This is a genomic window from Burkholderia sp. Ed8 (genome assembly GCF_040761425.1).
GTDB lineage: Bacteria > Pseudomonadota > Gammaproteobacteria > Burkholderiales > Burkholderiaceae > Burkholderia > Burkholderia seminalis.
In genome coordinates this window covers 1,810,729-1,837,678 of the sequence record NZ_CP142885.1, presented here as the reverse complement: position 1 = coordinate 1,837,678, position 26,950 = coordinate 1,810,729, and the positions used below count along the sequence as shown (strand labels likewise).

25 protein-coding genes and 2 pseudogenes are annotated in these 26,950 nt (G+C 68.0%); 9 read left to right on the top strand and 18 right to left on the bottom strand.

The features are described from left to right. Nucleotides 1-48: 48 nt before the first annotated feature. The 5 genes from VXM69_RS08410 to VXM69_RS08390 all read right to left on the bottom strand — a co-directional run bounded on the left by VXM69_RS08410 (nucleotide 49) and on the right by VXM69_RS08390 (nucleotide 6,810). On the bottom strand, nucleotides 49-918 hold the full coding sequence (locus VXM69_RS08410) for a PilZ domain-containing protein (RefSeq protein ID WP_367188401.1): 870 nt from the start codon (nucleotides 916-918) through the stop codon (nucleotides 49-51). A 79-nt stretch (nucleotides 919-997) separates the two neighbouring features. Further along, nucleotides 998-3,574, bottom strand: coding sequence for a penicillin-binding protein 1A (locus tag VXM69_RS08405; RefSeq protein ID WP_367188400.1), 2,577 nt, complete (start codon nucleotides 3,572-3,574; stop codon nucleotides 998-1,000). Between the two features lie 173 nt (nucleotides 3,575-3,747). Continuing rightward, a complete protein-coding gene (gene lhpH, locus VXM69_RS08400; RefSeq protein ID WP_059556511.1) occupies nucleotides 3,748-4,755 on the bottom strand; it encodes a trans-3-hydroxy-L-proline dehydratase in 1,008 nt (335 codons plus the stop codon). 69 nt (nucleotides 4,756-4,824) lie between these two features. After that, nucleotides 4,825-5,946 (bottom strand): branched-chain amino acid ABC transporter substrate-binding protein, encoded by a 1,122-nt coding sequence (locus tag VXM69_RS08395; protein ID WP_059556510.1) that lies wholly within the window; start codon nucleotides 5,944-5,946, stop codon nucleotides 4,825-4,827. Between the two features lie 126 nt (nucleotides 5,947-6,072). Beyond that, on the bottom strand, nucleotides 6,073-6,810 hold the full coding sequence (locus tag VXM69_RS08390) for a GntR family transcriptional regulator (protein WP_034191422.1): 738 nt from the start codon (nucleotides 6,808-6,810) through the stop codon (nucleotides 6,073-6,075). A 262-nt stretch (nucleotides 6,811-7,072) separates the two neighbouring features. Here VXM69_RS08390 and lhpI point away from each other — a divergent pair, with 262 nt between their 5' ends. The 3 genes from lhpI (at nucleotide 7,073) to VXM69_RS08375 (ending at nucleotide 9,357) form a co-directional block, all read left to right on the top strand. Beyond that, nucleotides 7,073-8,008, top strand: a complete 936-nt coding sequence (gene lhpI / locus VXM69_RS08385) for a bifunctional Delta(1)-pyrroline-2-carboxylate/Delta(1)-piperideine-2-carboxylate reductase (RefSeq protein WP_034191677.1) — start codon at nucleotides 7,073-7,075, stop codon at nucleotides 8,006-8,008. Nucleotides 8,009-8,159: 151 nt separating this feature from the next. Further along, nucleotides 8,160-8,564, top strand: coding sequence for a response regulator transcription factor (locus VXM69_RS08380; RefSeq protein WP_034191423.1), 405 nt, complete (start codon nucleotides 8,160-8,162; stop codon nucleotides 8,562-8,564). A gap of 16 nt (nucleotides 8,565-8,580) precedes the next feature. Then, the gene (locus tag VXM69_RS08375) at nucleotides 8,581-9,357 is read left to right on the top strand and encodes a helix-turn-helix domain-containing protein (protein ID WP_034191424.1); all 777 of its coding nucleotides are present in this window, start codon (nucleotides 8,581-8,583) and stop codon (nucleotides 9,355-9,357) included. Nucleotides 9,358-9,371: 14 nt separating this feature from the next. On the opposite strand, the gene VXM69_RS08370 is transcribed toward VXM69_RS08375, so the two are convergent. The 6 genes from VXM69_RS08370 to VXM69_RS08345 all read right to left on the bottom strand — a co-directional run bounded on the left by VXM69_RS08370 (nucleotide 9,372) and on the right by VXM69_RS08345 (nucleotide 13,713). Next, nucleotides 9,372-9,698 carry a hypothetical protein gene (locus VXM69_RS08370; protein ID WP_034191425.1) on the bottom strand — a complete coding sequence of 109 codons (327 nt, stop codon included), beginning with the start codon at nucleotides 9,696-9,698 and terminating at the stop codon, nucleotides 9,372-9,374. A 154-nt stretch (nucleotides 9,699-9,852) separates the two neighbouring features. Beyond that, on the bottom strand, nucleotides 9,853-10,092 hold the full coding sequence (locus tag VXM69_RS08365; protein ID WP_034191426.1) for a hypothetical protein: 240 nt from the start codon (nucleotides 10,090-10,092) through the stop codon (nucleotides 9,853-9,855). Between the two features lie 16 nt (nucleotides 10,093-10,108). Beyond that, the gene (locus tag VXM69_RS08360; protein ID WP_034191427.1) at nucleotides 10,109-10,399 is read right to left on the bottom strand and encodes a DUF1488 domain-containing protein; all 291 of its coding nucleotides are present in this window, start codon (nucleotides 10,397-10,399) and stop codon (nucleotides 10,109-10,111) included. A 111-nt stretch (nucleotides 10,400-10,510) separates the two neighbouring features. Next, complete coding sequence (locus tag VXM69_RS08355; protein WP_034191428.1) at nucleotides 10,511-10,909, bottom strand: DUF488 domain-containing protein; 399 nt, start codon at nucleotides 10,907-10,909, stop codon at nucleotides 10,511-10,513. A 170-nt stretch (nucleotides 10,910-11,079) separates the two neighbouring features. Then, nucleotides 11,080-12,282 carry an amino acid aminotransferase gene (locus VXM69_RS08350; RefSeq protein ID WP_034191429.1) on the bottom strand — a complete coding sequence of 401 codons (1,203 nt, stop codon included), beginning with the start codon at nucleotides 12,280-12,282 and terminating at the stop codon, nucleotides 11,080-11,082. Nucleotides 12,283-12,327: 45 nt separating this feature from the next. Next, entirely contained in the window at nucleotides 12,328-13,713 is a 1,386-nt protein-coding gene (locus VXM69_RS08345; protein WP_034191430.1) for an amino acid permease, read from the bottom strand. 322 nt (nucleotides 13,714-14,035) lie between these two features. Between VXM69_RS08345 and VXM69_RS08340 the strand changes: the two genes are divergently transcribed. Both VXM69_RS08340 and VXM69_RS08335 read left to right on the top strand, forming a co-directional pair. Further along, nucleotides 14,036-14,509, top strand: a complete 474-nt coding sequence (locus VXM69_RS08340; protein WP_049032428.1) for an Lrp/AsnC family transcriptional regulator — start codon at nucleotides 14,036-14,038, stop codon at nucleotides 14,507-14,509. 399 nt (nucleotides 14,510-14,908) lie between these two features. After that, nucleotides 14,909-15,537 (top strand): annotated as a pseudogene (locus VXM69_RS08335) (T6SS effector amidase Tae4 family protein). A 458-nt stretch (nucleotides 15,538-15,995) separates the two neighbouring features. Here VXM69_RS08335 and VXM69_RS08330 read toward each other — a convergent pair. Beyond that, the gene (locus VXM69_RS08330) at nucleotides 15,996-16,853 is read right to left on the bottom strand and encodes an EamA family transporter (RefSeq protein ID WP_367188399.1); all 858 of its coding nucleotides are present in this window, start codon (nucleotides 16,851-16,853) and stop codon (nucleotides 15,996-15,998) included. A gap of 404 nt (nucleotides 16,854-17,257) precedes the next feature. Here VXM69_RS08330 and VXM69_RS08325 point away from each other — a divergent pair, with 404 nt between their 5' ends. After that, complete coding sequence (locus VXM69_RS08325) at nucleotides 17,258-18,931, top strand: alkaline phosphatase family protein (RefSeq protein ID WP_034191434.1); 1,674 nt, start codon at nucleotides 17,258-17,260, stop codon at nucleotides 18,929-18,931. A gap of 95 nt (nucleotides 18,932-19,026) precedes the next feature. Then, nucleotides 19,027-20,448, top strand: a complete 1,422-nt coding sequence (locus VXM69_RS08320) for a cytochrome c peroxidase (protein WP_059556508.1) — start codon at nucleotides 19,027-19,029, stop codon at nucleotides 20,446-20,448. A gap of 24 nt (nucleotides 20,449-20,472) precedes the next feature. Here the strand turns inward: VXM69_RS08320 and VXM69_RS08315 are convergent, their stop codons facing one another. From VXM69_RS08315 to VXM69_RS08295, 5 genes are all read right to left on the bottom strand, one after another. Beyond that, on the bottom strand, nucleotides 20,473-21,204 hold the full coding sequence (locus tag VXM69_RS08315; RefSeq protein WP_034191436.1) for a class I SAM-dependent methyltransferase: 732 nt from the start codon (nucleotides 21,202-21,204) through the stop codon (nucleotides 20,473-20,475). 79 nt (nucleotides 21,205-21,283) lie between these two features. Further along, on the bottom strand, nucleotides 21,284-22,594 hold the full coding sequence (locus VXM69_RS08310; RefSeq protein WP_367188398.1) for an NAD(P)/FAD-dependent oxidoreductase: 1,311 nt from the start codon (nucleotides 22,592-22,594) through the stop codon (nucleotides 21,284-21,286). Beyond that, nucleotides 22,591-23,346 (bottom strand): amino acid ABC transporter ATP-binding protein, encoded by a 756-nt coding sequence (locus tag VXM69_RS08305; protein ID WP_301740878.1) that lies wholly within the window; start codon nucleotides 23,344-23,346, stop codon nucleotides 22,591-22,593. The genes VXM69_RS08310 and VXM69_RS08305 overlap by 4 nt, the downstream gene beginning before the upstream one ends. Next, on the bottom strand, nucleotides 23,343-23,999 hold the full coding sequence (locus tag VXM69_RS08300) for an amino acid ABC transporter permease (protein ID WP_034191439.1): 657 nt from the start codon (nucleotides 23,997-23,999) through the stop codon (nucleotides 23,343-23,345). The genes VXM69_RS08305 and VXM69_RS08300 overlap by 4 nt, the downstream gene beginning before the upstream one ends. An 88-nt stretch (nucleotides 24,000-24,087) precedes the next feature. Next, a complete protein-coding gene (locus tag VXM69_RS08295; protein ID WP_034191440.1) occupies nucleotides 24,088-24,864 on the bottom strand; it encodes an ABC transporter substrate-binding protein in 777 nt (258 codons plus the stop codon). A 161-nt stretch (nucleotides 24,865-25,025) separates the two neighbouring features. Here VXM69_RS08295 and VXM69_RS08290 point away from each other — a divergent pair, with 161 nt between their 5' ends. Then, nucleotides 25,026-25,817, top strand: coding sequence for an IclR family transcriptional regulator (locus VXM69_RS08290; protein ID WP_367188397.1), 792 nt, complete (start codon nucleotides 25,026-25,028; stop codon nucleotides 25,815-25,817). 180 nt (nucleotides 25,818-25,997) lie between these two features. Here the strand turns inward: VXM69_RS08290 and VXM69_RS08285 are convergent. Beyond that, nucleotides 25,998-26,045, bottom strand: a pseudogene (locus VXM69_RS08285) (hypothetical protein); the annotation flags it as partial. 181 nt (nucleotides 26,046-26,226) lie between these two features. Between VXM69_RS08285 and VXM69_RS08280 the strand changes: the two are divergent. Beyond that, on the top strand, nucleotides 26,227-26,937 hold the full coding sequence (locus tag VXM69_RS08280) for a GntR family transcriptional regulator (RefSeq protein WP_034191442.1): 711 nt from the start codon (nucleotides 26,227-26,229) through the stop codon (nucleotides 26,935-26,937). Nucleotides 26,938-26,950 lie beyond the last annotated feature (13 nt).

The following is a 26,950-nucleotide window of genomic DNA, read 5'->3' as shown; positions in this document are numbered from 1 at the left end:
CACGCACCGAATACCTCGATGCGCTGTCCGCCGTGCGCCGGCCGCCCGTCAGCGCAGGCGATCGGTATCCGCCGACGCCATCAGCCGGTCGAACAGCAGCGCCTTCAGGCGGACCCGGTCGCCGTCGGCGGGTTCGCCGAACGCCGTGTGATGCAGCGTCAGCGCCGGCGTCGCCGGATCGGCATGGACGGCGCGCACCGTGCCGTCGAGCGCCAGCAGTTCGACCCGGTCGGCGGCCGCATACGGGAGCAGCACGCGCAACGGCTCGCCGGTTGCGGCGATCGTCCGGTCGACGGCAATCGACAGCCCGTTCAGGCTGATGTCGCGCACCATCCCGATGCCTTCCGCAGGGTCCGCTCCGCCCGCGCAGCAGGCCGCGATCCGCACCGGCACGCGCGGCTCCGCGCGCGTGCGCAGCCGGTCGACGAAGCCGGGAGGCGACAGGATCATGAACGGCGCGGCCCCCGACGCCTGCACCGCCTCGATCGTCGCACCGAAACGGGACACCGCGGCGCGGCCGATCGCGACCGCCTCGATGTCGTCGCCGCGCGCGAATTCCAGCACGGCCGCCGGCTGCGGCTCGACGAACAGCGCGCCCGATGCGGCGACGCCGATCAGCCGGCAGCGCTGCAACGCGCGTGTCGTGCCGACCCGGCGGCGGATGCCGATCGCGGCACCCGCCGACAGTCCCATGCGCGTGGCCGGCGGCATCGCGGCCTGCGCGCGCGGATCGGCGTCGTCGCGACGGCGCATGGGCCGGAAATGGTCGAACAGGAAAGCGTGCTGCGCGGCATCGCGCAGTGTCGTGCCGGCCGGCAGCAGTGCGGCGCCGTCGGCATCGTAGAGATCGAAGCCGAGCGGAACGCCGGCGCGGAGATCGTCGCGCGCGAGTGCGACGTAGTCGGTGGAAAGCCGCATCGGAGAGGCGCGGAGCGACCGCGCGAGCTGTCGTGACAACTTGATTACGGCAGCATCGCGCGAAATCTGAACGGCGTCGTTACTGGGAAGCGCCGCTCGCGTCGGGCGCGGACGGCGCCGGCGGCTGCATCGGCGCGGCGGCAGGCGCCGCACCAAGGCCCGCGCTGCCGCCGCTCGTCGTGCCGGCGCTCGCCGGCGGCTGCACGGGCTGCGGTTGGGACGCGCCCGCCGACAACGCGGCGGCCGATGCGGCCACTTCGGACGCCGGCACCCATTCCTCGACGAGACCGCCGGACGCGGCCTCGGGTGCCGATGCGGCCGACGCATCCGAAGCCGCACCTTCGTCGACCTCGGGCGGACGCTCGATACGCTGTGTCCTGACGGGCGCGGACGCCTTCTTCGATTCGGGCGGGAACCACGTGTCGAACAGGTCCGTCACACGCTCGCGCAGCGACGCGAACCAGCCGGGTGACGGCTCGGTATCGAACTTCGCCTTCGCGTCGACGAGGCGGGCGCGTTGCGCACGCTGGAAGAAATCGCCGACGATCGGCAGCGCGCTGTGCGCGCCCTGCCCCCAGTAGTCGCTGCGCAGCGTCACGCGGCCGTCGTCGAAGCCGACCCACGCGCCGGCGACGAGGCCCGGCTGCATCAGGATGAACCAGCCGTCCGCGTTGTCCTGCGTCGTGCCCGTCTTGCCGGCCACGTCGCCGCGGATCCCGAAACGCGTGCGGATGCTGCCGCCCGTGCCGCGCGTCACGACGTCGCGCATCACGCCGAGCAGCGTCTTGTCGGTTTCGGCGTCGAGCGCCCGTTCGGGCGGCGCCGGCGCGTATTCGGCGAGCACCTCGCCCTGGCGGTTCTCGATGCGCGTGACCATCTGCGGCTCGACGTACAGCCCGCCGTTCGCGATCGTCGCGTAAGACGCGACCATCTCCTTGAGCGTGACCGGGCTCGTGCCGAGCGCGAGCGACGGCACGCGTTCGAGCGGGCTTTCGCGCACGCCCATGTCGCGCGCGAGCCGCGCGACCGCGGCCGGCCCGACCTGCTCCATCACCTGCGCGGTGATCCGGTTGCGCGACAGCGCGACCGCGTCGCGCAGCGTCATCGGCTTGCCGGTCGGCGGCACGTCGTCGTTCGGCCGCCAGATCTCGCCGCCCTTCAGCGGGATCTCGACCGGCTGGTCGATGAACGTGTCGTCCGGCTTCATTCCCTTCGCGAACGCGACACCATAGACGAACGGCTTGAACGTCGAGCCGGGCTGGCGCCGCGCCTGCGCGACGTGGTCGAACGGCTCGCGGGCGAAATCGCGGCTGCCGACCCAGGCGCGGATCTGCCCGTCACGCGGATCGATCGCGAGGAAACCCGCCTGAACGTCGGTCTTCGCCTTGCACAGCGCGCGCATGAAGCCGCGGTCGGCCGCGAGCAGCTTCATCGCGGCCGCGTCGTCCTTGCCGGCGTCCTGCGCGGCCTTGTACTCGGGCGACTCGCGCATGAAGGTGCGGAACACCTCGTTGTCGGTGCCGCAGCCGTCGCGGCCGCTCCATGCGCCGTTCGCGATGCCCTGCAACTGGTTACCCTGCAGCGTGAGCGCCTGCGTCGCCATCTGCTGCAGCCGCGAGTCGATCGTCGTGCGCACGATCAGCCCGTCCGAGTAGATGTTGTAGTCGTTGCGGTCGGCCCACGCGATCAACCACTTGCGCAACTGCTGCGCGAAGTGCGGCGCCGGCCCCGGCGGCTCCTTCTGGCGCTCGAAATCGATGCGCAGCGGCCGGCGCTGCAGCTGCGCGAACTGCGCCGGCGACAGCTTGCCGTACTTCACCATCTGGCCGAGCACCGTATTGCGCCGCTGCAGCGCGCGCTCCGGGTTCAGCACCGGGTTGTAGTAGCTGTTGCCCTTCAGCATCCCGACGAGCGTCGCGCTGTCGAGCACGTCGAGCTCGTCGGCCGACTTGTCGAAGTAGGTGCGCGCGGCCATCTCGACGCCGTACGCGTTGTACAGGAACGGCACCGTGTTCAGGTAGGTTTCGAGGATCTGGTCCTTGCTGTAGACCGCCTCGATCTTCAGCGCGGTGATCGCCTCCTTCACCTTGCGGGTGAGCGTCGGCGCGCGGCCGATCTCGTCCGGATACAGGTTGCGGGCGAGTTGCTGCGTGATCGTCGAGCCGCCCTGGCGGCTGCCGGAGAACGTATGGAGCGCGGCCGATGCCGTGCGCTTCCAGTCGAGGCCGTGATGCGCGTAGAAGCGGTGATCCTCGGTCGCGATCAGCGCGTCGACCATGTGCGGCGAGATCTGCTTGAGCGGCACCCACTCGCGGTTGGACGGCTTGAATTCGGCCAGCAGCTTGCCGTCGGCGGACAGCACCTGCGCCGGCTGGTCGACGCGCGCCTTGCGGATGTCGCCGATGCCCGGCGTGAACGGGATCAGCACGACCACGTACGCCACGAACAGCGCCGGCACGGCGGCGCCCGTGAGGAGCACGCCGCGGCGCGTCGGGTGACGGAGATGGCGCCACGCGGTGGCGGCGAGAGGCTTGACCCGCGCCACGGCGGCAGCCGCGACGGGTTGGGCGCGCGCGACCCATCTGGCACAGAAGGCACGCACTGACGACACGTTTCGGCGATTCACGCGGGTGGAGCTCGGCTGAAAAGGCTGCATCGTACCAAACTCGCGCGGCCCCACGGCCGCGGCGGCGTTGCGCGGGCGCGCGCCGCGCGGCTGCGCCCGTGTTGCGCACGCAAAAAAGGCGCGTGCCCCGCAACGGGAACGACGCGCCAAACCTGGTACGACAACCGGGAAACGGCTCGACGGCGGCTGATCGGCGCCGCCGTTCAGCGCACGAGGAAGCCGTAAGTCAGCGGATCGCGCTCGTCGACGATCCAGTTCGCGAACCCGCAGATGTGCGCACTGCCCTCCACCTCCGGAATCACGGCCGGGATGTCGCCGACCGTCGTTTCGCGCAGCACGCGCCCCTTGAAGACCGTGCCGACGATCGATTCGTTGACGAGCGTGTCGCCGGCCGCGAGCAACCCGCGCTGGTACAGCTGCGCGACACGGCCGCCGGTGCCGGAGCCCGTGGGCGAACGGTCGACCTCGCGATCCGCGAACACGCAGCAGTTCGCCTGCGTCGAGCCCGGATGGCGCGGCGCGTTCGCGATGATCGTGCCGTAGATGTGGTTGATCTCCGGGATTTCCGGATGCACGACCGGGTACTTCGCGTTCGCGGCGGCCTTCACTTCCGCGCCGAAGCGGATCAGTTTCTCGACCGCCGACTCGCGCACCGGCAGGTCGAACGGCGCACCGTCGACGTAGAAATAGAACGCGCCGCCGTACGCGATGTCGCCGGTCACGGTGCCGAACGACGGCGTCTCGACCGACACGTCGCGCTGCCAGATGAACGACGGCACGTTGACGAAGCGCACGGGCCCCGCATGCTCGCCGTCCCACCGGACGAAGGCCTCGATGAAGCCGCACGGCGCGTCGATGCCGACCCGCGTTTCCGGCACCGTGCGCTGCACCCAGCCGAGCTCGACGGCGGCGGTCGACAAGGCGATCACGCCGTGCCCGCAATGGTCGCTGTAGCCTTCGTTGTGCACGAAGATCACGCCGAAATCGGCATTCGGCGAGACCGGCTCGGTCAGGTAGCCGCCGTACATGTCGGCGTGGCCGCGCGGCTCGAACATCAGCGCGCGGCGGATCTCGTCGGCGTGCGCCTTGAGCCACGCGCGGCGCTGGACGATCGTGTCGCCGGGCAGGCGCGGCAGCCCGCTCGTGACGATGCGGAACGCTTCGCCGCCCGTATGGACTTCGACGGTGGAAAGGGATCGGGAAATTTTCATGTCGAATCGGATGCGTTGAAACGAAGGACGGCGGCCGCGCCGCCGTCCGGTGGCAAGCGTGGGCGCCGGTTACTTCGCGTACGGCTCCGGCAGGCCGTTGCGGATCACGTAGACGGTCGTCGGCGCGCCCTTCAGGTCGCCGTTCGCGTCGAACGAATAGGTGCCCGCGACGCCCGCATAGTTCGACTTCGCGAGCTGCGCGATCAGCTTCGCCTTGTCGGTGGTCGTACCGGCCTTGACCATCGCGTCGGCGAGCAGCTTCATCCCGTCGTAGTAGTTGACGCCATAGACCTGCGTATCGGTGTGATAGGTGTCGTGGTACTTCTTCAGGAACGCGCGTCCGGCCGCCGTCTTCTCGAGCGCGACGCCGCCCTGCGCGCAGTAGACGATCGATGCCGCGTCGCCCGCGACCTTGCCCATGTCCGCCGAGCAGATGCCGTCGCCGCCGAGCAGCTTCGCGCGCAGCCCGCGCTGCTTCATCTGCTTGGCCATCGGCGCGCCCTGCGCCGCATAACCGCCGAGGAAGATCACGTCGGGGTTGCCGGCCTTGATCTTGGTGAGGATGCCGAGGAAGTCGGTGGCCGACGAGTTCGTGTACTCCTGGTCGACGATCCGGATCCCGTTCGCCTTCGCGACGTTCATGAACTGCTCGGCAACGCCCTGCCCGTAAGCGGTGCGATCGTCGATCACGGCGGCCGTCTTCGCGTTCAGCGTCTTCGCGGCGAACGTCGCCATCGTGCCGCCGAGCTGTTCGTCGCTCGCGCCGATCCGGAAGATGTTCTTGAAGCCCTGCTTCGTCAGCGCCGGGTTCGACGCGACCGGCAGGATCGGCACGCCGGCAGTCGAGTACACGCGCGACGCGGGGATCGCGACGCCCGAGTTGTACGGTCCGAGCACCGCGACGACGCCCTTGTCGACGAGGTTCTGCGCGACCTGCACGCCGGCCTTCGGGTCGGCCTGGTCGTCTTCGGAAACCAGTTTGAACGTGACGGCCTTGCCGGCGACCTTGATGCCGGCCTTGTTGAGTTCGTCCACGGCGAGCCGCGCGCCGTTTTCGTTGTCCTTGCCGTTCGCGGCCTGCGGCCCGGTGAGCGGCGCCGAATGGCCGATCATCACGACTTCCTGCGCGTGCGCGGAAGTCAGCGCGCCGGCGGCAACGGCCACCGAGAGCGCGGTAACGAGGTGTCGCATGATGTCTCCTGATTGGTTTTGAGTGAAACCAATGTAGGACACACGTGGTCACACCGCAAGCAATTTCAAAATAATTTCGGAATTTTGGTCATATTTAAGACCAGAATGCATTCGCGCGGATTCGTTCTACTTCGGCGCGATGTCGCGCCGCACGCGGCGGATGTGCTGTTCGACGTAGAACGCGGCCGCATCGGCATCGCCCGACACGATCGCCTCGTAGATCAGCCGGTGCTCGGACACGTAGAGCCGGATCCGGCCCGCGTCGTAGATGCCGTCGTCCTTCAGCCGTTTCCACAGCGGCTGGTCCATCGTCTTCGCGACTTCGTCCGCGATCTTCACCATCAGCGCGTCGCCCGTCATCAGCGCGAGCTGCCGGTGGAACAGCCGGTCGCTCTCGTTCCAGAGCGCGCGCTGGTGCGGATCGTCGACGTCGGTGATGGTTTCCATCTGCGCGAGATAACGCTCGGCACCGGGATCGGCGCGGCCATGGGCGGCCGCGAGACGTGCGATCGCGGGCTCCAGGATCAGCCGGACGTCGAGTGTCGACGTCGGGCTGAAGTCGGCCTCGGACGCCATCGGCGCGTCGCCGCGCCGCGCGAGCACGTCGAGCGGCGCCGCGACGACATAGGTGCCCGAATTGCGCTTCGTGAACACCAGCCCTTCGTTCTGCAGCGCGCCGAGCGCCTCGCGCACGGCCGGCCGGCCGACCTGGAACAGCGCGGCGAGCTCGCGCTCGGACGGCAGGCGCGACTCGGCCGCGTAGCGCCCGGCGCGGATTTCGTCGCGGATCTTCTCGGCTACCTGCTCGTAGATCTGCAGCGGCCGGAAACCGCCTTCGATTGATTCGGGACGCGCGGACATCATCGTATGGCTCCTGCCCGGTCGCGGGCGTGGATCTGGAATGGGTTCGCACTATACCGGAGCGGCGCCGGTATCGCGCCACGGCAACCCTTCTGGACAGATATTAGAACCAAAACCGGCTCGACGCTTTATTTTCTGGGTTGCGGGTGCGCCAGAAAGTGGTATAGATTCGATCCACGCTGCCTGGTGTCGCGGTATCCGGCAGCCCCGTGGCGGGCGCGGCATGCGCCCGCCGTCCACGCTCACGACGCATACGACGTACACGATGACCGCCCTTTCCCCGATTCCCGTTTTCGATGCGGCCGACACGGCCGCATTGCTCGACTACCCGGCGCTGCTCGCCACGCTCAGGCAAGCCGTTGCCGAGTATGCGGCGGGCGAGATCGTCAGCCCCGAGCGCCTCGTCGTGCCGCTGCAGGCCGGCGGCGTGATGCTGTCGATGCCGTCGAGCGCGCGCGACCTCGCGAGCCACAAGCTCGTGAACGTCTGCCCCGGTAACGGCACGCGCGGCCTGCCGACGATCCTCGGCCAGGTGAGCGCGTACGACGCGACCACGGGCGAACTGCGCTTCGCGCTCGACGGCCCGACGGTCACCGGCCGCCGCACGGCGGCCGTCACCGCGCTCGGCATCGAGGCGCTGCATGGCGCCGCGCCGCGCGACGTCCTGCTGATCGGCACCGGCAAGCAGGCGGCCAATCACGCGGAAGCGCTCGCGGCGATCTTCCCGGAAGCGCGCCTCCACGTGCGCGGCACGCGCGCCGACAGCGCGGCCGCGTTCTGCGCGGCGCATCGCGCGCAGGCGCCGCGGCTCGCACCGCTCGACGGCGAAGCGATTCCCGACGCGATCGACGTCGTCGTCACGCTGACGACGAGCCGCACGCCCGTCTACCGGGAAGCCGCGCGCGAGGGCCGGCTCGTGGTCGGCGTCGGCGCGTTCACCGCGGATGCCGCCGAGATCGGCGCGAACACCGTGCACGGCAGCCGGCTCGTCGTCGACGATCCGGCCGGCGCGCGCCACGAGGCCGGCGACCTGATCGTCGCGCAGGTCGACTGGCAGCACGTCGCGTCGCTCGCCGACGTGCTGAACGGCACGTTCGCGCGCGGCGGGCCGATGCTGTTCAAGAGCGTCGGCTGCGCTGCATGGGATCTCGCCGCGTGCCGCACGGCGCGCGATGCGCTCGAGGCACGCGGCGCCGGCTGACCGCGTACCGGCATATCGCGGCAACATCGGAGCCGCGCCGGCGGTTTCCCGGACGCGTTGTAGGAAACGCCCTACAACGCGTCGAAGCGGCCTACACGAACTTCCAATTCGGCCGATTTCAATTTCGGCGGCGCAACACGATACTGCCGGCATGAATGCCAGCCTGTCACCCGCCGCGCTCAGGGTGTTTCTCGTCGATCACGCCGTCGCCGTCCGTCAGCGGATCGCGCTGCTCGTCGGCGCGATCCGCGGCGTCGCCGTCGTGGGCGAAGCGGAAGACGGCCAGGACGCGTGGACGCACATCCGCAGTTGCCGGGCGGATGTCGTGATCGTCGACGTGCGGCTCGCGGACGGCAGCGGCCTCGCCCTCATCGGGATGCTGTCGAAGGTCGCACCGCGCATCGTCACGATCGTGCTGACGAATCATTCGGCGCCGGCATTCAGAGAGGCATGCGCGACGGCGGGAGCCGACTACTTCTTCGACAAGACCGTCGAATTCGACGCCGCATGCCGTGTCATCGAATCCCTGGTGCACGCTCGTGTGCACCACCCCTGACGAGCCGGAGTGACTTATGTCCACAGCCACCGCCTGCGCCGCCGACGTCTCCGTCGTACCCCGGCCAACGATTCCGCTGCGCGCGGCCGCGCGCGCCGACGCCGCCAAACATCCGGCCGCACGCTGCTCGGCCTGCGCGATGCGCTCGATGTGCCTGCCGCACCTGACGGCCGCCGAGTACGGCCGCCTCGACTCGATCATCTGCACGACCCGGCACGTTCGCCAGGGTGACGCGCTGTTCCGCATCGACGATCCGTTCCAGAGCATCTATGCGGTGCGCGCGGGTTCGTTCAAGACGGTGATGATGCATCGCGACGGCCGCGAGCACGTGACGGGCTTCCAGATCGCCGGCGAAACGCTCGGGATGGACGGCATCGGCAGCGGCCAGCATTGCTGCGACGCGATCGCGCTGGAGGACAGCGTCGTGTGCATCATTCCGTTCGGCGCGCTCGAAGCCGCCTGCCGCGAGATCAAGCCGATGCAGCACTTCCTCTACCAGATGCTGAGCAGCGAGATCGTTCGCGAATCGAGCCAGATGCTGCTGCTCGGCACGATGTCGGCCGAACAGCGCGTCGCGCATTTCCTGCTGAACCTGTCGTCCCGTTTCGAAGCGCGCGGTTATTCGGCGACCGAATTCAACCTGCGGATGACGCGCGAGGAAATCGGCTGCTATCTCGGGATGAAGCTCGAAACCGTCAGCCGGATGTTCTCGCGGTTCCATCGCGACGCGCTGGTCGAAACGCGCGGCAAGCGCGTGCGCATCCTCGACGCGCACGCGCTCGCGCAGGTCTGACGCGCGACGCCGGATCATCGGCGCAGCGCCGCCCTTGCGCCGCTCGCCTGCCACGCGATCAGCGCCTGCTCGGCCTGGGCGAATGCGCGGCGCAGCGCGTCGTCGAGGTCGTTTCCCGCGCATGGCGGCAGCGGCCTGAGCGCCGCGTCGTGCATCACCAGGTCGAGCCGCACGTCGTACAGCCGCACGCCATCGGTCGCCACGCGCGATTCGATCGCGAGGTGGCAGCCGCCGATCAGCGCGCGGAACCGCTCGAGCCGCACCAGCTGCGCGCCGGCCTCGGCTTCCACCGCGGCGGACCCGGTGAATCCCCGGCAGGCGATCTGCATGCCCACGCCCATCTCCTACTCTCCCGACGGGGCCGCCCGCTCGTCGACCGCCTTGCATGCGCCCGCCCGCACACGATGCGGCGGCACGCGTTTCCCGTGGCGTGGCGCGATTCTGCGATCGCGGCCCGGCCGACAATCCTCCCGCGCCGTCCTGGCGCGGGTCCGTTCATACGTTGAAGACCTGCGACGTCTTCATCTCGATCCAGGTCATGCCGGCGCGCAGCCCTTCGATCATGGCCTCGCGCTCGGTCGGATACGCGTGACTGTGCTCGAACGTATGATGAAACCGCGCGGCACCGGCGCCGTGCTCGACGGACACGCGGCAGCGGAACTCGCCCGATTCGCACGGTCGCGTCTCGACTTCGACCGACCAGTCGCGTTCGTGAATGTTGCCCTGCAGTGTCATGCGCCCTCCTGCGGTATCAGCCTTCGAGCCGGAAGTGGCCGCTGTGCAGCAGCACCGGCCGGCCGCCGATTTCCTCGAGCATCCGTCGCGCCATCGCCTCGATCGCCGGGCGGTGCCCGTCGAATGCGGTCAGCAGGTCGCTTTCGAGCAGCGACCGCGCGCCGAAATGGTCTTCCAGCGCCTCGGCCGTGACCGCGCACTGTACGCAACGTCCGTCGACCAGCGCCGAAAACGCGACGACCAGGTCGCGCGCGCAATATTCGGGCGGCTCGGGCGGAAAAGTGATGTGCATCGGTCGGCCTGTCATCGTCGTGATGGCTCCATGACGAGAGCATAGTGGCGCGCGCGGCCGCGCGCTTGACCCACGTCAAGCGGTCCGCTGCACCGCACGATCCCGGTGCAGCCGCGCGACGCGGCTTCAGCCCGCGTCGGGCTCGATCGCCGCGCCGCGCTGCGCGAGCAGCTCGCGCAGCACGCTGCGGTGGCAATGGCGCTCGTCTTCGCAGTAGCAGCCGATCGAGAACGCCGTGGTGGCCGACAGCGCCGCCAGCAGGTCCAGCACCTTCGCCGGGTCGCCCTGCGCCATCTCCGCGCGAAAGTGGCGCTTGAATGCATTCCATTCGGCGTCGGTTTCGGCGGCCTGTGCCTGGGCAACGAGTTCGGCACTCGGCGACAGCGTCGGCAGCCATACATCATAGTAGTCGCGCGACGCGAATTCCGCCTTAGGTACGCCGCGCGGCGGCCGCCGCACCGTGCCGATCCGCAGCCCCTCGCCGGCCGCGCGCGGCGTGCCGAGCCGGATGATCCGGATGCCCATGTCGCTCCCTTTTCGTGTTGCGTCCGATGCCGCATCGTACCGCCGCACGCGCCGTCGCGTCTGTCTTCCGGCGCACGTTGCCGCCGCGCAAGAAAAAACCGGCTGCCCCCCGCGACGGGGGACAGCCGGCTCATCCTGCGTCGTTCGGTGCGCGCCGGAGCGCGCCGCGCTCAGACGCCGCTCTTCAGCACCTTGCCGATCGCGTCCGCGACGATGCCGACGTTCGAGTCGTTCAGGCCCGCCACGCACATCCGGCCCGAACGCAGGATGTACACGCCGTGCACTTCGCGCAGCGCGTCGACCTGCGATTCGGTCAGGCCCGTGTATGTGAACATCCCGCGCTGCTTCACGTAGCGCGTGAGCGCCTCGCCGCCGACGTGGTCGCGCAGGCCGTCGTGGATCGACTGGCGCATCCGCGCGATGCGGCGGCACATGGCCGACAGCTCCTCTTCCCATTGCTTGCGCAGTGCCGGCGTGCCCAGCACGGCCGCGACGACCTTCGCACCGTAGGTTTGCGGGTTGCTGTAGTTCGAGCGCACGGCGCCGGCCAGCTGGCCGAGCACGCGCTCGGCCGCGGCTGCGTCTTCGCAGACGACGCTCAGCCCGCCCACGCGCTCGCCGTACAGCGAGAAGTTCTTCGAGAACGAGTTCGCGACGAGCGTCGGCACGCCGCGGCGAGCCAGTTCGCGCACCGCGAACGCGTCCGCGTCGAGACCCGCGCCGAAGCCCTGGTACGCCATGTCGACGAACGGCAGCAGCCCGCGCGCCTCGATCACGTCGATCAGTTTCTCCCACTGGCCTTCGTCGAGGTCGACGCCGGTCGGGTTATGGCAGCACGCATGCAGCAGCACGATGCTGCGCGCCGGCAGCGCGTCGATCGCCGCGAGCATCGCGTCGAACTTCAGGCCGCCCGTCGCCTCGTCGTAGTACGGGTAGGTATTCACCGTGAAGCCGGCGCGCTCGAAGATGAAGCGGTGGTTTTCCCAGCTCGGATCGCTGAGCCACACCTGCGCATCCGGGAAATAGCGCTTCAGGAAATCGGCGCCGACCTTCAGTGCGCCCGAGCCGCCGAGCGTCTGCAGCGTCGCGATGCGGCCGGCCGCGCGGGCCGGGTGATCGGCGCCGAACACGAGCGATTGCACGGCGTCGCGGTACGCGGCCAGGCCGACCATCGGCAGGTACGGCTTCGGGCCGCTGTCGCGCTGCAGCGCGGTTTCGGCTTCGCGCACGGCGCCCATCACCGGAATCCGGCCTTCGGCGTCGAAATAGATCCCGATGCTCAGGTTGACCTTCTGGTCGCGCGGATCTTTCTGGAAGTTCTCGTTGAGCGTCAGGATCGGGTCGCCCGGGTACGCGTCGATGTGTTCGAACATGGCTATGTCGGTCTCGTTTGGAAGAATGATCGGTCGTGGCCTGCGTCAGCGTGCGGAGGCGCCGTCGTGCATCGCAAAGCCTGCATTCTTCTGACGGAAGCGATACCCGATCGCGAGCACCGCGAGCCATACCGGGATCAGGTACACCGACAGGCGGAGATCCGGCGTCAGGTACATCACGACGAGAATGCCGGCCATGAATGCCAGGCACAGGTAATTCGTGAAAGGATAGCCCAGACTGCGGAAGGAAGTCTTCTCCCCGGCCGCGCGCTTGGCCTGGCGGAACTTCAGGTGGATCAGGCTGATCATCGCCCAGTTGATGATCAGCGCCGACACGACGAGGCCCATCAGCACCTCGAACGCCTTGCCCGGCATGAAGTAGTTGACCAGCACGCACACGCCGGTCGCGAGCGCCGACGCGCCGAGCGCGGCGAGCGGAATGCCGCGCTTGTTCACCGAGCACAGCACCTTCGGCGCGTTGCCCTGCTGCGCGAGGCCGAACAGCATCCGGCTGTTGCTGTACACCCCGCTGTTGTAGACCGACAGCGCGGCCGTCAGCACGACCACGTTCAGCACGTTGGCGACCACGTTGCTGCTCAGCGCGTGGAAGATCAGCACGAACGGGCTGCCGCCGGTGACGACCTTTTCCCACGGATACAGCGACAGCAGCACCGCGAGCGCGCCGATGTAGAAAATCAGGATCCGGTAGATCACCTGGTTGGTCGCGCGAGGAATGCTGTGCTTCGGATCGTCGGCCTCGGCCGCGGTGATGCCGATCAGCTCCAGCCCGCCGAACGAGAACATGATCGCGGCCATCGACATCACGAGCCCCGACACGCCGTTCGGGAAGAAGCCGCCGTGCTGCCACAGGTTCCGCACGCTCGCCTCCGGCCCCGCGTGGCCGCTCGCGAGCAGCCAGCCGCCGAAGCCGATCATGCCGACGATCGCGGCGACCTTGATGATCGAGAACCAGAATTCCGTCTCGCCGTACGACTTCACGCTCGCCAGGTTGAGCAGGTTGATCGCGACGAAGAACACCAGCGCCGACACCCAGGTCGGCACGCCGGGCCACCAGTACTGCACGTAGATCCCGACGGCGGACAACTCGGCCATGCTGACGAGGATGTACAGCACCCAGTAGTTCCAGCCCGACAGGAAGCCGGTGAAGTGGCCGACGTACTTGTTCGCGAAAAAGCTGAACGAGCCGGCGACGGGCTCGTCGACGACCATCTCGCCGAGCTGGCGCATGATGAAGAACGCGACGATGCCGGCCACCGCATAGCCGAGCAGCACGGACGGGCCGGCCATCTTGATCGTCTGCGCGATGCCGAGGAACAGCCCCGTGCCGAGCGCGCCGCCGAGCGCAATCAGCTGGATGTGCCGGTTCTTCAGCCCGCGCTTCAGGCCGTCGCTCTCGTTACCAGAAACCATGTCTTCTCCACTCTGTCCGCCTCCGCCTGACGCGGTGCGGCGCGCCTCGGTGTGCCGGGCGCTGTTTTACTGTGCCGGCGACCGTTCGTGGGGGCGCCGGGTTGGGGACTGCAATCTTCGCGTGAGGCGGCAACCGATTTGCGTCGGCGTGCCGGCCACACTGGCCGCCGACTCCTCCGCCCACGCCGCGCTGCCGCGGCCGCATACGAAAATCCGGGGTCAGTTTAGCGTCGCGACCGCGAAATCGGGTTGCGTAACCCGCTCATGCAAACCCTACATTATGAGATAAGATTGCATCCAGGAGACGAATGAGGAAACAAAAATGCCTGACCCGGTTCTCGATCGCATCGATCGCCACTTGCTGTCGGTGCTGCAGGAGAACGGCCGCGCGTCGAACCTCGATCTGGCGAAGGCCGTGGGACTGTCGCCCGCGCAGACGTTGCGGCGCCATCGCCGGCTGGAGGAAATCGGCGCGATCCGCCGTTACGAAACCCGGCTCTGCGCCGACACGCTCGGCTTCGGCGTCACCGCGTTCGTGCATGTGACGATGGAGCGCGGGCATATCCGCGATTTGTCGAAGTTCCAGAAACTCGTGTCGGATCTCGCGCAGATCCAGGAATGTTTCTCGGTGACGGGCGACATCGACTACGTGCTGAAAGTCGTCGCGCACGATCTGAAGGGGCTGTCGCGATTCCTGCTCGAGACGCTGATGCGCATCCCCGGCGTGAGCGGCGTGCATTCGAGCGTGTGCCTCGACGAAATCAAGTGTACGAGCGCGATGCCGGTGGAAGCGTAACACCCGCGCGGGCGAGGTGTTCACGCGAAGGTCGCCGGTGCCGCAGGCATCATCATGGTTCCGGCTGCGTCAGGCAGGCGTTGAGCAGCTCGCAGGGCCACAGGCTGCGCTTTCCTGCGCAGCGTAGCTGTCGCAGCATGTCTGTCGTGATCGATATTGCCCGGAAAACGTGTTCGACTGCGGCATCGTGCGAGGGCACCGATTAATGGGACGCCCATCAATCGGTAGCAAATTCCACGAAAAGTCGTACAAGTCTAATAGGCGACTTGTTTCTAATCAGCGATCGTCTTCGATTCCTTAATGCATCAGGAATCGACTATGCAACCCGCCGTAGCAACAGCCAGCGATCCGACCGCTTCCGTCGGATTCGTCATCGCCGCCACATATGGGGCGTAGCCGATGCCGAACCCGTCCACGAAAGTCCGCACCAATGACACGCCGCATTCTCAAAAAACGGTACAGCTCAAAACACTGACATTTCGGGAGCTTTGGAACGCATATCCGAAGAAGGATCCATATGATGACCCGACCGGCGAGTATAAAAATCAATGCGCGATCCGGATGAGCGTAACTTTCCACGCAATCGCGGCATGAAGTCGTTTTCTCAGAAAGTATTGAAGCCCATGCCAGGAAAACGAACGCTCGGACGCCTCATCCTGGATGGGAAGGCAACTGCGACCCGCGCCTACGAACTAGCCGAATGGTCGAAGCTTCGCCCATTCCTTGGCTTGGGCAAGCCGGAAAATATCACCGGACAGGATTGGCAGGACAAGGTAAAAGGCCGAACCGGTATCGTCTATTTCTTCGGTTATTGGCGGCAGGACGGTGATTCGGCTGACGCATTCAGCGGCGGACATATCGATCTGTGGAACAAGGACACGCTCACACCCTCGGCTGCGTCGTTCTGGCGATTTCGCATTGGCGTGCCGTCCATGATTAACCCGCTCGATTATCTTCGGGGCCGACGCGGAAACTGGTACTCGGACCTCGCCAATTCGAACGAAATCCTTTTCTGGGAAGTTGAATGAAACGGCTGGCCGTCACCCTCGGCGGATTCATATGGGGCTTGCTCGTTACCTGGGCATCCCTTTACACGTTCAGCCGAATTCATTGGCCCACTACACCGTCACATTCGACCGGCTGCAACGACATGGAGCACTGCGCTCCTCAGGCGGTATTCGTGGTCGGTCTGCTCGCACTCACGTTGTGGCCCTCGGTCCTCTTTGCCGTCATCAATGCGTTCGCTTATCGGCGCTGGTCGTCGCGTAGATGGGGAAACGTGTTCGTTATGGCTACGCTATTCGTCGTCGTTTTTCATCTCGCGAGCTACGCGGCGCCTGCGCTAGGTCTCTTCAGCTAGGCCGGATCACCGGAGCGGCGCAACGCAGTTTGTGCGCCGCCTCGCCCCGTCAAGCGACAGCCCGTTACATCGGTGCGTGTGACGATTTCGTCTGCAACCGCCTAAACTTGCGACTGTCGTCAATGCTCACCGCACTGCCTCGAACGCACTGATCAACAACGCCCCGCAAGCAATCACCACGCACCCTGCCGCCCGGCGCGGCGTCAGCCGCTCGCCGAGATACACGCGCGCGATCAGCGCCGCGAACACCACGCTCGTCTCGCGCAGCGCCGACACCGGCCCCATCGGCGCCCGGTCCATCGCCCAGATGACGATGCCGTACGCAAGCGCGGCGAACACCCCGCCGCATGCGGCCTTCGCCGTTTCGCCGACCGCCTGCGTCAGCCGCAACGGCCCCGCGCGCAGCCGGTAGTACGCGGCCATCATCGCGCCCGTCAGCACGAACATCCACGCGGTATAGCCGACCGTGTTGCCGCTCTCGCGCACGCCGATCCCGTCGACCACGCTGTACGCCGCGATCGACACGCCGGTCGCGAACGCGGTCGGCAGCACCCTCGCGATCGGATGCGTTGCGCCGCGCCCGCGATCCAGCCCGATCGCCAGGATGCCCGCGCAGATCAGCACGAGCCCGCCTTGCGCGCCGACGTTCAGCCGCTCGCCCGCGAACGCCGCCGCGCCGAGCGTGACGAGCAGCGGCGCGGTGCCGCGCGCGACCGGATACGCGACGGTCAGGTCGCCATGCTCGTACGCGCGCACGAGCAGCAACGTGTAGACGACGTGCAGCACCGCCGACGCGACGACGCACAACCAGCTCGACGCTGAAATGGGCGCGGCGGCCGGCAGGAACAGCAGCGCGAACAGCCCGATCGCGATCTGCAGCACGGTGGCCGAACGCAGCCGGTCGCCGCTGCCGCGGACCAGCGCGTTCCACGCCGCATGGAGGAACGCGGCGCACAGCACGGCAAACAGGACGGGAATCGGCACGATGAATACTCGCAGACGCGCGCCGACGTCGATCGTCGCCGCAGGGCGTTCATCGTATGAATCCGTCACCGGATTGTCAAAAACGTCGGCGTGCGCGGCGGCGCGAACGCGCCCGCCGGCCGTGCGCCGCCCCGCCCGGCGCGGCATCGGCGGCCGCGGCCCGCCGCGCCGCGGCACCTGCCGCGGCGGCCGCACGCGGTCTGCCCCTTTCCGTTCTCTTTCGCGCCTCGTGCCGGCGTAATGGAATCGATACCGCGGTGCAACCGTCACGAAACCACTCCGTCCCCATATCTTCATATGCTGCTGTTTCAATGCGCGTGCTCTCTCACGCGCTCCGCGCCGACCGACACGCCGCGGCGACGGAGCCGCGCCCCACCCTCGAAGACCTTACCTGGAGTTTCCCGATGTTCCGTCAAGCCTTGCTCGTCACCGCCTGCGCAGCCGCGGCGCTGGCGCTGTTCGCCTGCGGCGGCAGCGACGATCCCACGTCGACGCCCGCCGTGTCGTCGCAGGATGCGCTGCAGACCGCCACGCCGATCAAGCACGTGGTCGTGATCTACGGCGAGAACATCTCGTTCGACCACTACTTCGGCACCTATCCGAACGCGACGAACCCGTCGGGCGAACCGGCGTTCACCGCGAAAGCGGGCACGCCGACGTCGAACGGGCTGACGGGCACGCTGCTGACCGCGAACCCGAACTTCACGAACACGGCCAACGGCACCGACGCGGCGAACCCGTTCCGCCTCGACCGCACGCAGGCCGCGACCGCCGACCAGAACCACGCGTACACGGCCGAGCAGCAGGCCGAGGACAACGGCCTCGCCGACCTGTTCCCGAAGTACACCGGCAAGGGCTCGTCCGGCGGCGCCGGCGCGTTCGGCACGAAGGGCCAGGTGATGGGCTACTTCGACGGCAACACCGTGACCGCGCTGTGGAACTACGCGCAGCGCTTCGCGATGAGCGACAACACGTTCACGACGGTCTACGGCCCGTCGACGCCCGGCGCGCTGAACGTGGTATCCGGCCAGACCAACGGGATGCAGATCGTCAAGACGTCGAAGCAGCCGTCGACGCTCGCGGCCAGCTCGTACTACATCAATGACGGCCAGGGCGGCTTCACGATGATCAACGACGTCGACCCGGGCTTCGACGTGTGCTCGAGCACGACCGACCAGGCGATGATGACGGGCAAGAACATCGGCGACCTGCTGAACGGCGCGAAGATCACGTGGGGCGGCTTCATGGGCGGCTTCAACCTGTCGACGACGAACGGCAACGGTACGACGGGCTGCGCGCGCAGCACGGTCGCCACCGCCGTGAACGCCGCGACGGCCGACTACATCCCGCACCACAACTGGTTCCAGTACTACGCGTCGACCGCGAACCCGCAGCACACGCGCCCGAGCTCGGTCGCGGCGATCGGTTCGAGCTTCCAGGCCGACGGCAAGACCGCCGAGCCGGCGAACCACCAGTACGACACGGACGACTTCTTCGCCGCCGTGAAGGCCGGCAACTTCCCGTCGGTCAGCTACCTGAAGGCGCCGGCCGCGCAGGACGGGCATGCGGGCTATTCGGATCCGCTCGACGAGCAGGCGTTCGTGACCAAGGTCGTCAACTTCCTGCAGCAGCAGCCGGACTGGCAGAACACGGCCGTGATCGTCACGTACGACGACTCGGACGGCTGGTACGACCACGTGTACACGGCGCCGACGCACGCATCGTCGGACCCGGTCGACCAGGTCAACGGCGCCGGCAAGTGCGGCACGGGCGGCACCACCGGCGTGAACGGCGCGACCGTGAACGGCCGCTGCGGCCCGGGCGTGCGCATTCCGCTGGTCGTGATCTCGCCGTATGCGAAGCAGAACTACGTCGACCACACGATGCTCGACCAGGCGTCCGTCGTACGCTTCATCGAGGACAACTGGCTCGGCGGGCAGCGCATCGGCGGCGGTTCGTTCGATGCGACCGCGGGCGACCTGCGCAACCTGTTCGACTTCACGTCGAAGCCGAACACGACGCCGCTGTACCTTGACCCGACGCTCGGCACCGCACTGAGCGCCGCACCGGCGATCTGAGCGTCGCCTGCCCGACCGCATGGCCGGCGCCTCGCGCGCCGGCCGTTTCCATTTAACGCGCCGCGTCGAGCGGCGCCCGAGTTCCGATCGACAGCATGACAGCCCGACCCGCGTTCCCCTCTTCCGACGCCTCCGGCACCCCCGCGCCGCGCGCCCCTTCCCGCCTGCCGCGCCGCGCGGCGTTCGTGTTCGGCGCGGCCGTGCTCGGCTACGGCGCGTTCGCGATCGCGTTTCCCGCGCGGGTGCCGGCGGCCATCGGCACCGTCGTCGCCGACTGGACCGGCGCGAACCCGCATCCGGTCGTGCTGCAGCGGCCCGCCGCGCAGCCGCTGTCGGCGGTCGCGCAGCTCGGGCGCGCGCTGTTCCACGATCCGTCGCTGTCCGCGTCGGGCAAGCAGTCGTGCGCGTCGTGCCACAGCCCCGACCACGCGTACGGGCCGCCGAATGCGCTCGACGTGCAGCCGGGCGGCCTCGCGATGACGCAGCAGGGCTATCGCCCGCCGCCGTCGCTGATGTACCTGTACCGCCAGCCGAACTTCAGCATCGGCCCGGATGCCGGCGAAAACGACGCCGCGCCGAGCGTCGCGCAGCAGGCCGCGTCGGCGGCCGGCGTCGTCAAGGCGCAGAAGGTGGCCGGCACGTCGGCCGCGCCGCAGCTCGTGCCGCAAGGCGGGATGTTCTGGGACGGCCGCGCCGACACGCTGCAGCAGCAGGCGTTCGGCCCGCTGCTGAATCCGGTCGAGATGGCGAACGCGAGCATCGACGACGTGGCGCGCAAGCTCGCGCAGTCGTCGCACCGCGCGCAGCTGGTGCAACTGTTCGGCGCGCGCGTGTTCGACAGCCCGCAGCTCGCGGTGTCGGAGGCGATGTTCGCGATCGCGCGCTACCAGGTCGAGGATCCGTCGTTCCATCCGTACAACAGCAAGTACGACCGCTGGCTCGAAGGCCGCGCGCGCCTCACGCAGGCCGAGCTGCGCGGCCTGCGCCTGTTCAACGATCCGGACAAGGCGAATTGCGCGGGCTGCCATCTGTCGAAACCCGGCAAGGACGGGTTGCCGCCGATGTTCACCGATTACCAGTACGAGGCGCTCGGTGCGCCGCGCAACCAGGCGCTTGCGCAGAACCGCAACCCGGCGTTCCACGATCTCGGCGTGTGCGGACCGTTCCGCGACGACCTGAAGGACCAGACGCAGTATTGCGGGATGTTCCTGACGCCGACGCTGCGCAACTCGGCGACGCGCCGCGTGTTCTTCCACAACGGCGTGTTCCATACGCTCGACCAGGTGATGGCGTTCTACAACGAGCGCAGCATCTCGCCGCAGAAGTTCTATTCGCGCGGCGCGGACGGCAAGGTCGACGAGTACGACGACCTCCCGCCGAAATATCGCGCGAACGTCGACGTGACCGACGCGCCGTTCGACCGCAAGCCGGGCGACAAGCCCGCGATGACCGCGCAGGACATCAAGGACATCGAGGCGTTTCTCGGCACGCTGAACGACGAGCCGGCACGGCACTGAACGCCGCTCGGGCGTCGCGCCGCATCAGCGGCGCGCGCGGATGCACAGGAAGGCCGGCGCCAGCGACAGTTCCGCGTGGAGCCGTTCCGACGCCGCCCTCATCTCCGGCAGCGGCTTCGGTTCGACGAACCGGTCGAGCCGCCAGCCGCCGTCGGCGAGCGCATTCAGGATGTCGGCCAGCGGCCGCCGCCAGGCTTCGACGTAGGGCCTCGGCTCGCCGAACCCCGACCAGTGGAAACCGAAGCGTGACGTGTCGAAGTACGTGCCTTCCCCGCGCGTCCGTTCGTCCATCCAGTCGCGCATCGGATGCGCCATCGAGAACACGAGCGTCGCGCCGGGGCGCGCGACGCGCCTGAATTCGCGCAGCGTCGGCGCGAGATCGCGCACGTAGTCGAGCGCGAGCGAGCACAGCACCTTGTCGACCGCATGATCCGGCAGCCACGCGAGCGGCGCCTCCAGGTCGCCTTCCACGATGTCGACCGCGAGGCCGTCGCAGCGCGTTCGCGCGAGCGCGACCATCTCCGGCGTGACGTCGAACGCATGCACGGTCGCGCCGCGGTGCGCCAAGTGTTCGCTGCAGATGCCGGGGCCGCACCCGGCGTCGAGCACCGTCAGGCCGTCGACGTCGCCGAGCAGCGCCAGCGTCGCCGGCCGTTCGTACAGCGCGTTGTGCGCCTTCGTCGGCGCGATGTCCGCGTAGCGTTGCGCGAAGCTCGCATAGGCGCGGCGGCCGGGCGATTCGTTCGGATCGGTCATGCGGCATCCGTCGGCGGAAACTGGGAGTGTCGATTCTGCCCGATCGGACGACGGTTGGCGATCCTGCTTCCCGCCTGCGTTACGACAGGCTGTCGAGCAGCCGGTACCAGGCCACGCCGGCCGCGATATAGAAGCGCTGCAGCCCGTGAAACGGAATCGGCCGGATCGGCGTGACGCGGAACGGCAGCGGCAGTTGCGCGTCGCCCGACAGGTGCGCGGCCAGATGCTTGCCGAGCGTCGTCGCCATCGCGATGCCGCGCCCGTTGTAGCCGAGCGCGATCGTCACGCCCGGCGCCGGCTCGTGCACGTGCGGCATGAAATCCGCGGTGATCGCGACGCGTCCGGCCCAGCGGTATTCGAACCGGACGCCCTTGAGTTGCGGATACAGCAGCGTCGCCGCACGCTCGAGATGGCGCCAGTCGCTCGCCGCACGCGGTTCCGCGAACGGGCCGCGACCGCCCATCAGCAGGCGTCCCGCCGCATCGCGCCGGAAGTACAGCAGCAGGCGCCGCGCATCCGATGCGACTTCGCCGCCGGCGAGAATGTCGCGGCCGAGTTCCGGCGCGAGCGGTTGCGTCGCGACGATGAAGCTGTTCGCGGCGATCACCGACTGGCGCAAGCCGGGCCACAGTCCGTCGGTATAGCCATTGGTCGCGAGCACGACGCGGTCGGCCGATACCGTCGCGCCGCCGGCGGTCGCGACCTGCCAGCGACCGCCGGCACGCGTCAGCCCGACGGCGCGCGTCAGCCCGTGCACGACCGCCCCGCTCGCCTGTGCGGCGCGCACGAGGCCGCGCGTATAGCTGAGCGGCTGCACGCTGCCCGCGCGGCGATCGATCCAGCCGCCCGCGTAGGCGCCGGTGCCGAGCCGGCGCGCGACGTCGTCGCGACCGAGCAATTCGACCGGCGCGCCCCGCGCGGCCCATTGCTGCGCGCGCCGCGCGACCGTCTCGAGCATCGCGGCGGTCGGCGCCGGCTGGATCCAGCCGTGGCGACGCGCGTCGCAATCGATCGCGTGCCGCGCGATCAGGTCGAACACCGTGTCGGCCGCCCCGCCGACCACGCCGGCAAGCTGCTCGCCGGCCTCGTCGCCGAACCGGCGGATCAGTTCGTCGGGATCGTATTTCAGGCCCGGAATCACCTGCCCGCCGTTGCGGCCCGACGCCCCCCAGCCCGGCTGCGCGCCGTCGATCACACGCACGTTCACGCCGCGTTCGGCCAGATGGAGCGCGGTCGACAGGCCGGTGAAGCCGGCGCCGACGATCGCGACGTCGCACGACGCGGACGCATCGAGCGCGTGGGTATCGGGCGCCGGTGCGGCGGTCGCCGCCCACAGCGAATCGGGCCACTGCGTGTCGGGCCATCCGGGTGCCGCGTTCCTTGCACTCATGTTCGATCCGGGTTGGCGGCGTCGTCCGACGCCAGCAGGCGACGCAGGAATTCCTGCGTGCGGGGATGCTTTGGCTGCGTGAGCACGTCGCGCGCGGCGCCGCTTTCGCAGATGGTGCCGTCGTGCAGGAAGCACACGCGATCGGCCACCTCGCGGGCGAACGCCATTTCGTGCGTGACGACCACCATGGTCATGCCGTCGCGCGCGAGCCCGCGCATCACGCCGAGCACCTCGCCGACGAGTTCGGGGTCGAGCGCCGAGGTCGGTTCGTCGAACAGGATCGCCTGCGGCTCCATCGCGAGCGCGCGTGCGATCGCGACGCGCTGCTGCTGCCCGCCCGACAGTTCGGACGGGTATGCGTTCATCCGGTGCGCGAGCCCGACCTTGTCGAGCAGCGCGCGGGCCTGCTCGCGCGCTTGCGCGGCCGGCCTGCGCCGCACGTGGACGGGCCCCTCCAGCACGTTCTCGAGCGCCGTGCGGTGCGCGAACAGGTTGAAGCGCTGGAAGACCATGCCGACCCGCATCCGCAGCTCGTGAATGCGTTTCGAATGCGCATCGACCTTCACGCCGTCGATCGTGATCGACCCTTCGTCGTAAGTCTCGAAGCCGTTGATACAGCGCAGCACGGTCGACTTGCCCGAGCCAGACGGCCCGATCAGGCACACGACCTCACCCTGCTGCACGTCGAGGCTCACGCCCTTCAGCACGGCGTGCTGCTGGAAACGCTTGTGTATCGCATCGATCCGGATCATGTGCTTCTCCTCAGCGAGAGCCGCTTGCCGAGCCGGTTCACGCCGAACATCAGCGGCAGGCCCAGCGCGAGGTACAGCAACGCGACGAGCGTATAGACGCTCATGTTCTGGAACGTCGACGACGCGATCAGCTGCCCGGCGCGCGTGATCTCCGCGACCGTGATCGTCGATGCGACCGATGAATCCTTCAGCAGCATCACGAGCGTGTTGCCGTACGGCGGCAGCGCGATGCGGAACGCCTGCGGCAGCACCACGCGCCGCATGATCATCGGGCCGCGCATGCCGATCGCGTGCGCGGCCTCGATCTGGCCGCGGTCGATCGCCTCGATGCCGGCGCGGAAGTTTTCCGCCTGGTAGGCGGAGTACGCGATGCCGAGGCCGAGCACGCCGGCCTGGAACGCCGACAGCTGGATGCCGAGATCGGGCAGCACGAAATACATGTAGAACAGCTGCACGATGATCGGCAGCCCGCGGATCACGTTGACGACCGTGCTGCCGGCCGTCGCCACGACACGGTTGCGCGACACCTTCAGCAATGCGAGGATCAGCCCGAGCACCGAGCTGAGCACGAACGCGCATGCCGTGATCTCGATCGTGACCACCGCGCCCTTCAGCAGGATCGGCAGGAAATCGATCGCGTTCTGAAAAAACATGAGGTCTCCTATGCGACGGCCTGGCGACGCGCCGCAGTGGGTGCCCGCGACACGCGGGCGATATCGTCCGGGCCTCCCGGACGGGCGCTCAGCTCATGTGCCACTTCTGCAGGATCTGCTGCAGCGTGCCGTCGCTCTTCATCTTGCGGATCGCGCCGTTGAGCTGCTCGAGCGTTGCCGTGTCGCCCTTGCGCACGATGAAGCAGACCTGCCCCTTCACGACGCTCTGGTATTCGGGCACGAGCCGCACCTGACGGTTGACGCCGTGTTCGATCTGGTACGCGACGATCGGCTGGTCGGCGAAGCCGGCCTTGATGCGCCCGAGCGCGACGTCGCGCATGATGTCCGCGATCGAATCGTAGGTCCGGACTTCCTTGAAGATGCCCTTCTTGTTGAGCGCGTCGACGAACGCCGTACCGACCTGCGCGCCGACCACCTGCCCCTTGAAATCGTCCATCGACGTGTAGCGGCCCGGGTCGTCCGCCTTCACGATCAGGCCTTCGCCGAACGAATAGACCGTGTCGGAAAAGTCGACGACCTGCTGGCGCGCCGGCGTCTTCAGCATCGCGGCCGAGATGATGTCGATCTTCTGCGTGGTGAGCGACGGGATCAGCGCCGAGAACACGGTCTGCTGCACGTCGACGCGAAAGCCGGCCGACTGCCCGGCCGCGGTGATCGCATCGACCATCATCCCCTGGATCGAATTGCTCTTGACGTCGAGAAACGTGAACGGCACGCCAGTGGCCGTCGCGCCGACCTTCAGCGTCGGCTCGGCCGCGGCGGCGCCGGGCGATGCCGCGCCGAGCGCGATGCAGGTGGCGAAACCGGCGGCCAGTGCGCCGAACCGCTTGATGAACGAAACCATGGTGCCTCCTTCTCGAATACTTCGGTGCGCCGACTGGTCGCGGATCGACACTGCGACGATGACTCGATCTTAAAACGAATCAAAAATATCGAGAAAAGATTTTTGAGTATCGATATGCGATACGCTATGATGCGTTATCGAATCGATTCGGCCCCTTGCCCATGGAAACGTCGCCCGATCAGTCAAACGACCTGCTGTTCAACCAGTCGCTGGAGAAAGGGCTGAACGTGTTGCGCGCGTTCAGCGCGAAGCGGCGCACGATGACGCTGGCGGAAGTGGCCGACGCCGCGGGCATGACGAAAAGCTCGGCGCAGCGCATGGTCTATACGCTCGAGAAGCTCGGCTACATCCGCAAGCATCCGGTCACGCGGCGCTACCAGCTCACGCCGCACGTGATGCGGATCGGCTTCAACTATCTCGCGGCCGATACGCTGATCGACGTGGCGAATCCGTTTCTGTCGGAGCTCACGAACCTGACCGGCGAAACCACCAACCTCACCGAGCCGGACGAGGACGAGATGGTGTACGTCGCGCGTTTCGTGTCGACGAAGTTCGTGCCGATCCACATGCCGATCGGCAGCCGCATCCCGATGTATTGCACCGGCTGCGGCCGCGCATTCCTGAGCGCGCTGCCGCCCGGCGACGCGCGCGCGCGTCTCGACGCCATGGCGCGCCCGCCGCACACGCCGCGCACGGTCACGGCGCTCGACGAACTGGTCGTGCTGCTCGACGGCGCGCGGCGCGAAGGCTACGCCACCAACCAGGAAGAACTGTTCATCGGCGACATGTCGATCGCGGCGCCCGTGCTCGGCAGCCAGGGGCAGCCGGTGGCGGCCGTGCACGTGGTTGCGCCGACGAGCCGCTGGACCTTCGACGACGCGCGCCGCAAGCTCGCGCCGGCCGTGATCGACTGCGCGCGCGGCATCAGCAATTCGATCAGGACGCTCGAGTAGGGTTCGTGGCGCGGAAGGCGCGGTGTACGACGGCGTTTGATCGTCAGCGCGGCTTCTGCGGCTTCTTGGTCCGATAGGTACCGTTCGGGTGCACACGCGTTGTTTCGCCGCGGCGTCCCGTGCTTTGCCGTGGTACAGATCGACGCACTTCAGGTAGTCGAACTTCACGTCGCCGACATCCGTTTCGACGACCGGATGTCGATAATCCCGCGCCAGATGCTTCGCCACCCGTGCGTGAATGACGTCCGGCGCATGCTCCGAATCGGTACCTGGCCGTCAACTCCTCGTCTGCCCTTCCTCGGCGTTTTCCCCGATCCCGTTCGTCTTGACTCCGCCCGCCGCATCGTCAACACTTCGCCTATCGCAAGTGTGATCACAGATCGCAGATCAAACCCAGGAGAACCCCGCCTTGGCGCCTCGTATCGTCCCGCCCGCACTGAAAGCCATCGAACAGGAAACGATGGCCGACAAGGTCTACCAGCAACTGCGCGAAGCGCTGATGAGCGGCCGTTTCGCGCCCGGCCAGGCGTTGAGCCTGCGCAGCGTCGCCGAGGCGGTCGGTTCGTCGACGATGCCCGTGCGCGCCGCGCTCACGCGGCTGCGCGCCGAGCGCGCGCTGGTCGACGGCCCGAATCGCGCGCTCGTCGTGCCGCCGATGACGCTCGACATGCTCGACGAACTGCGCGACGTGCGGATCGCACTCGAGGGCTGCATCGCCGAGCGTGCGTGCGGACGAATGAGCGACGCGCAGATCGCGGCCGTGCGCAAGACCTGCGAGACGATGCAGGCGCACGTCGAAGCCGGCCGCTCGCGCGCTTACCTGCAAAGCAATTTCGCCTTCCACAGCGCGATCTACGCGCACGGCGCCAGCGAAAGCACGCTCGCGATCGTCGAGAACTTGTGGATGCGGGTCGGGCCGTTCCTGAACATGGTCGCGCTCGACATCCCGCACATGCGGCGCTCGATGGACGCGCACCGCGCGATCGTCGACGCCCTCGAACGGCGCGACGGCACCGGCGTGCGGGCCGGCATCGCGCTCGACATCGGCGGCGCCGCACACGATCTCGCCGAAACCTTGCGGGCCGAACAGGCCCCGCGAACCGTGAACGCAAAGCCGTAGCGGCCGCCCGCCG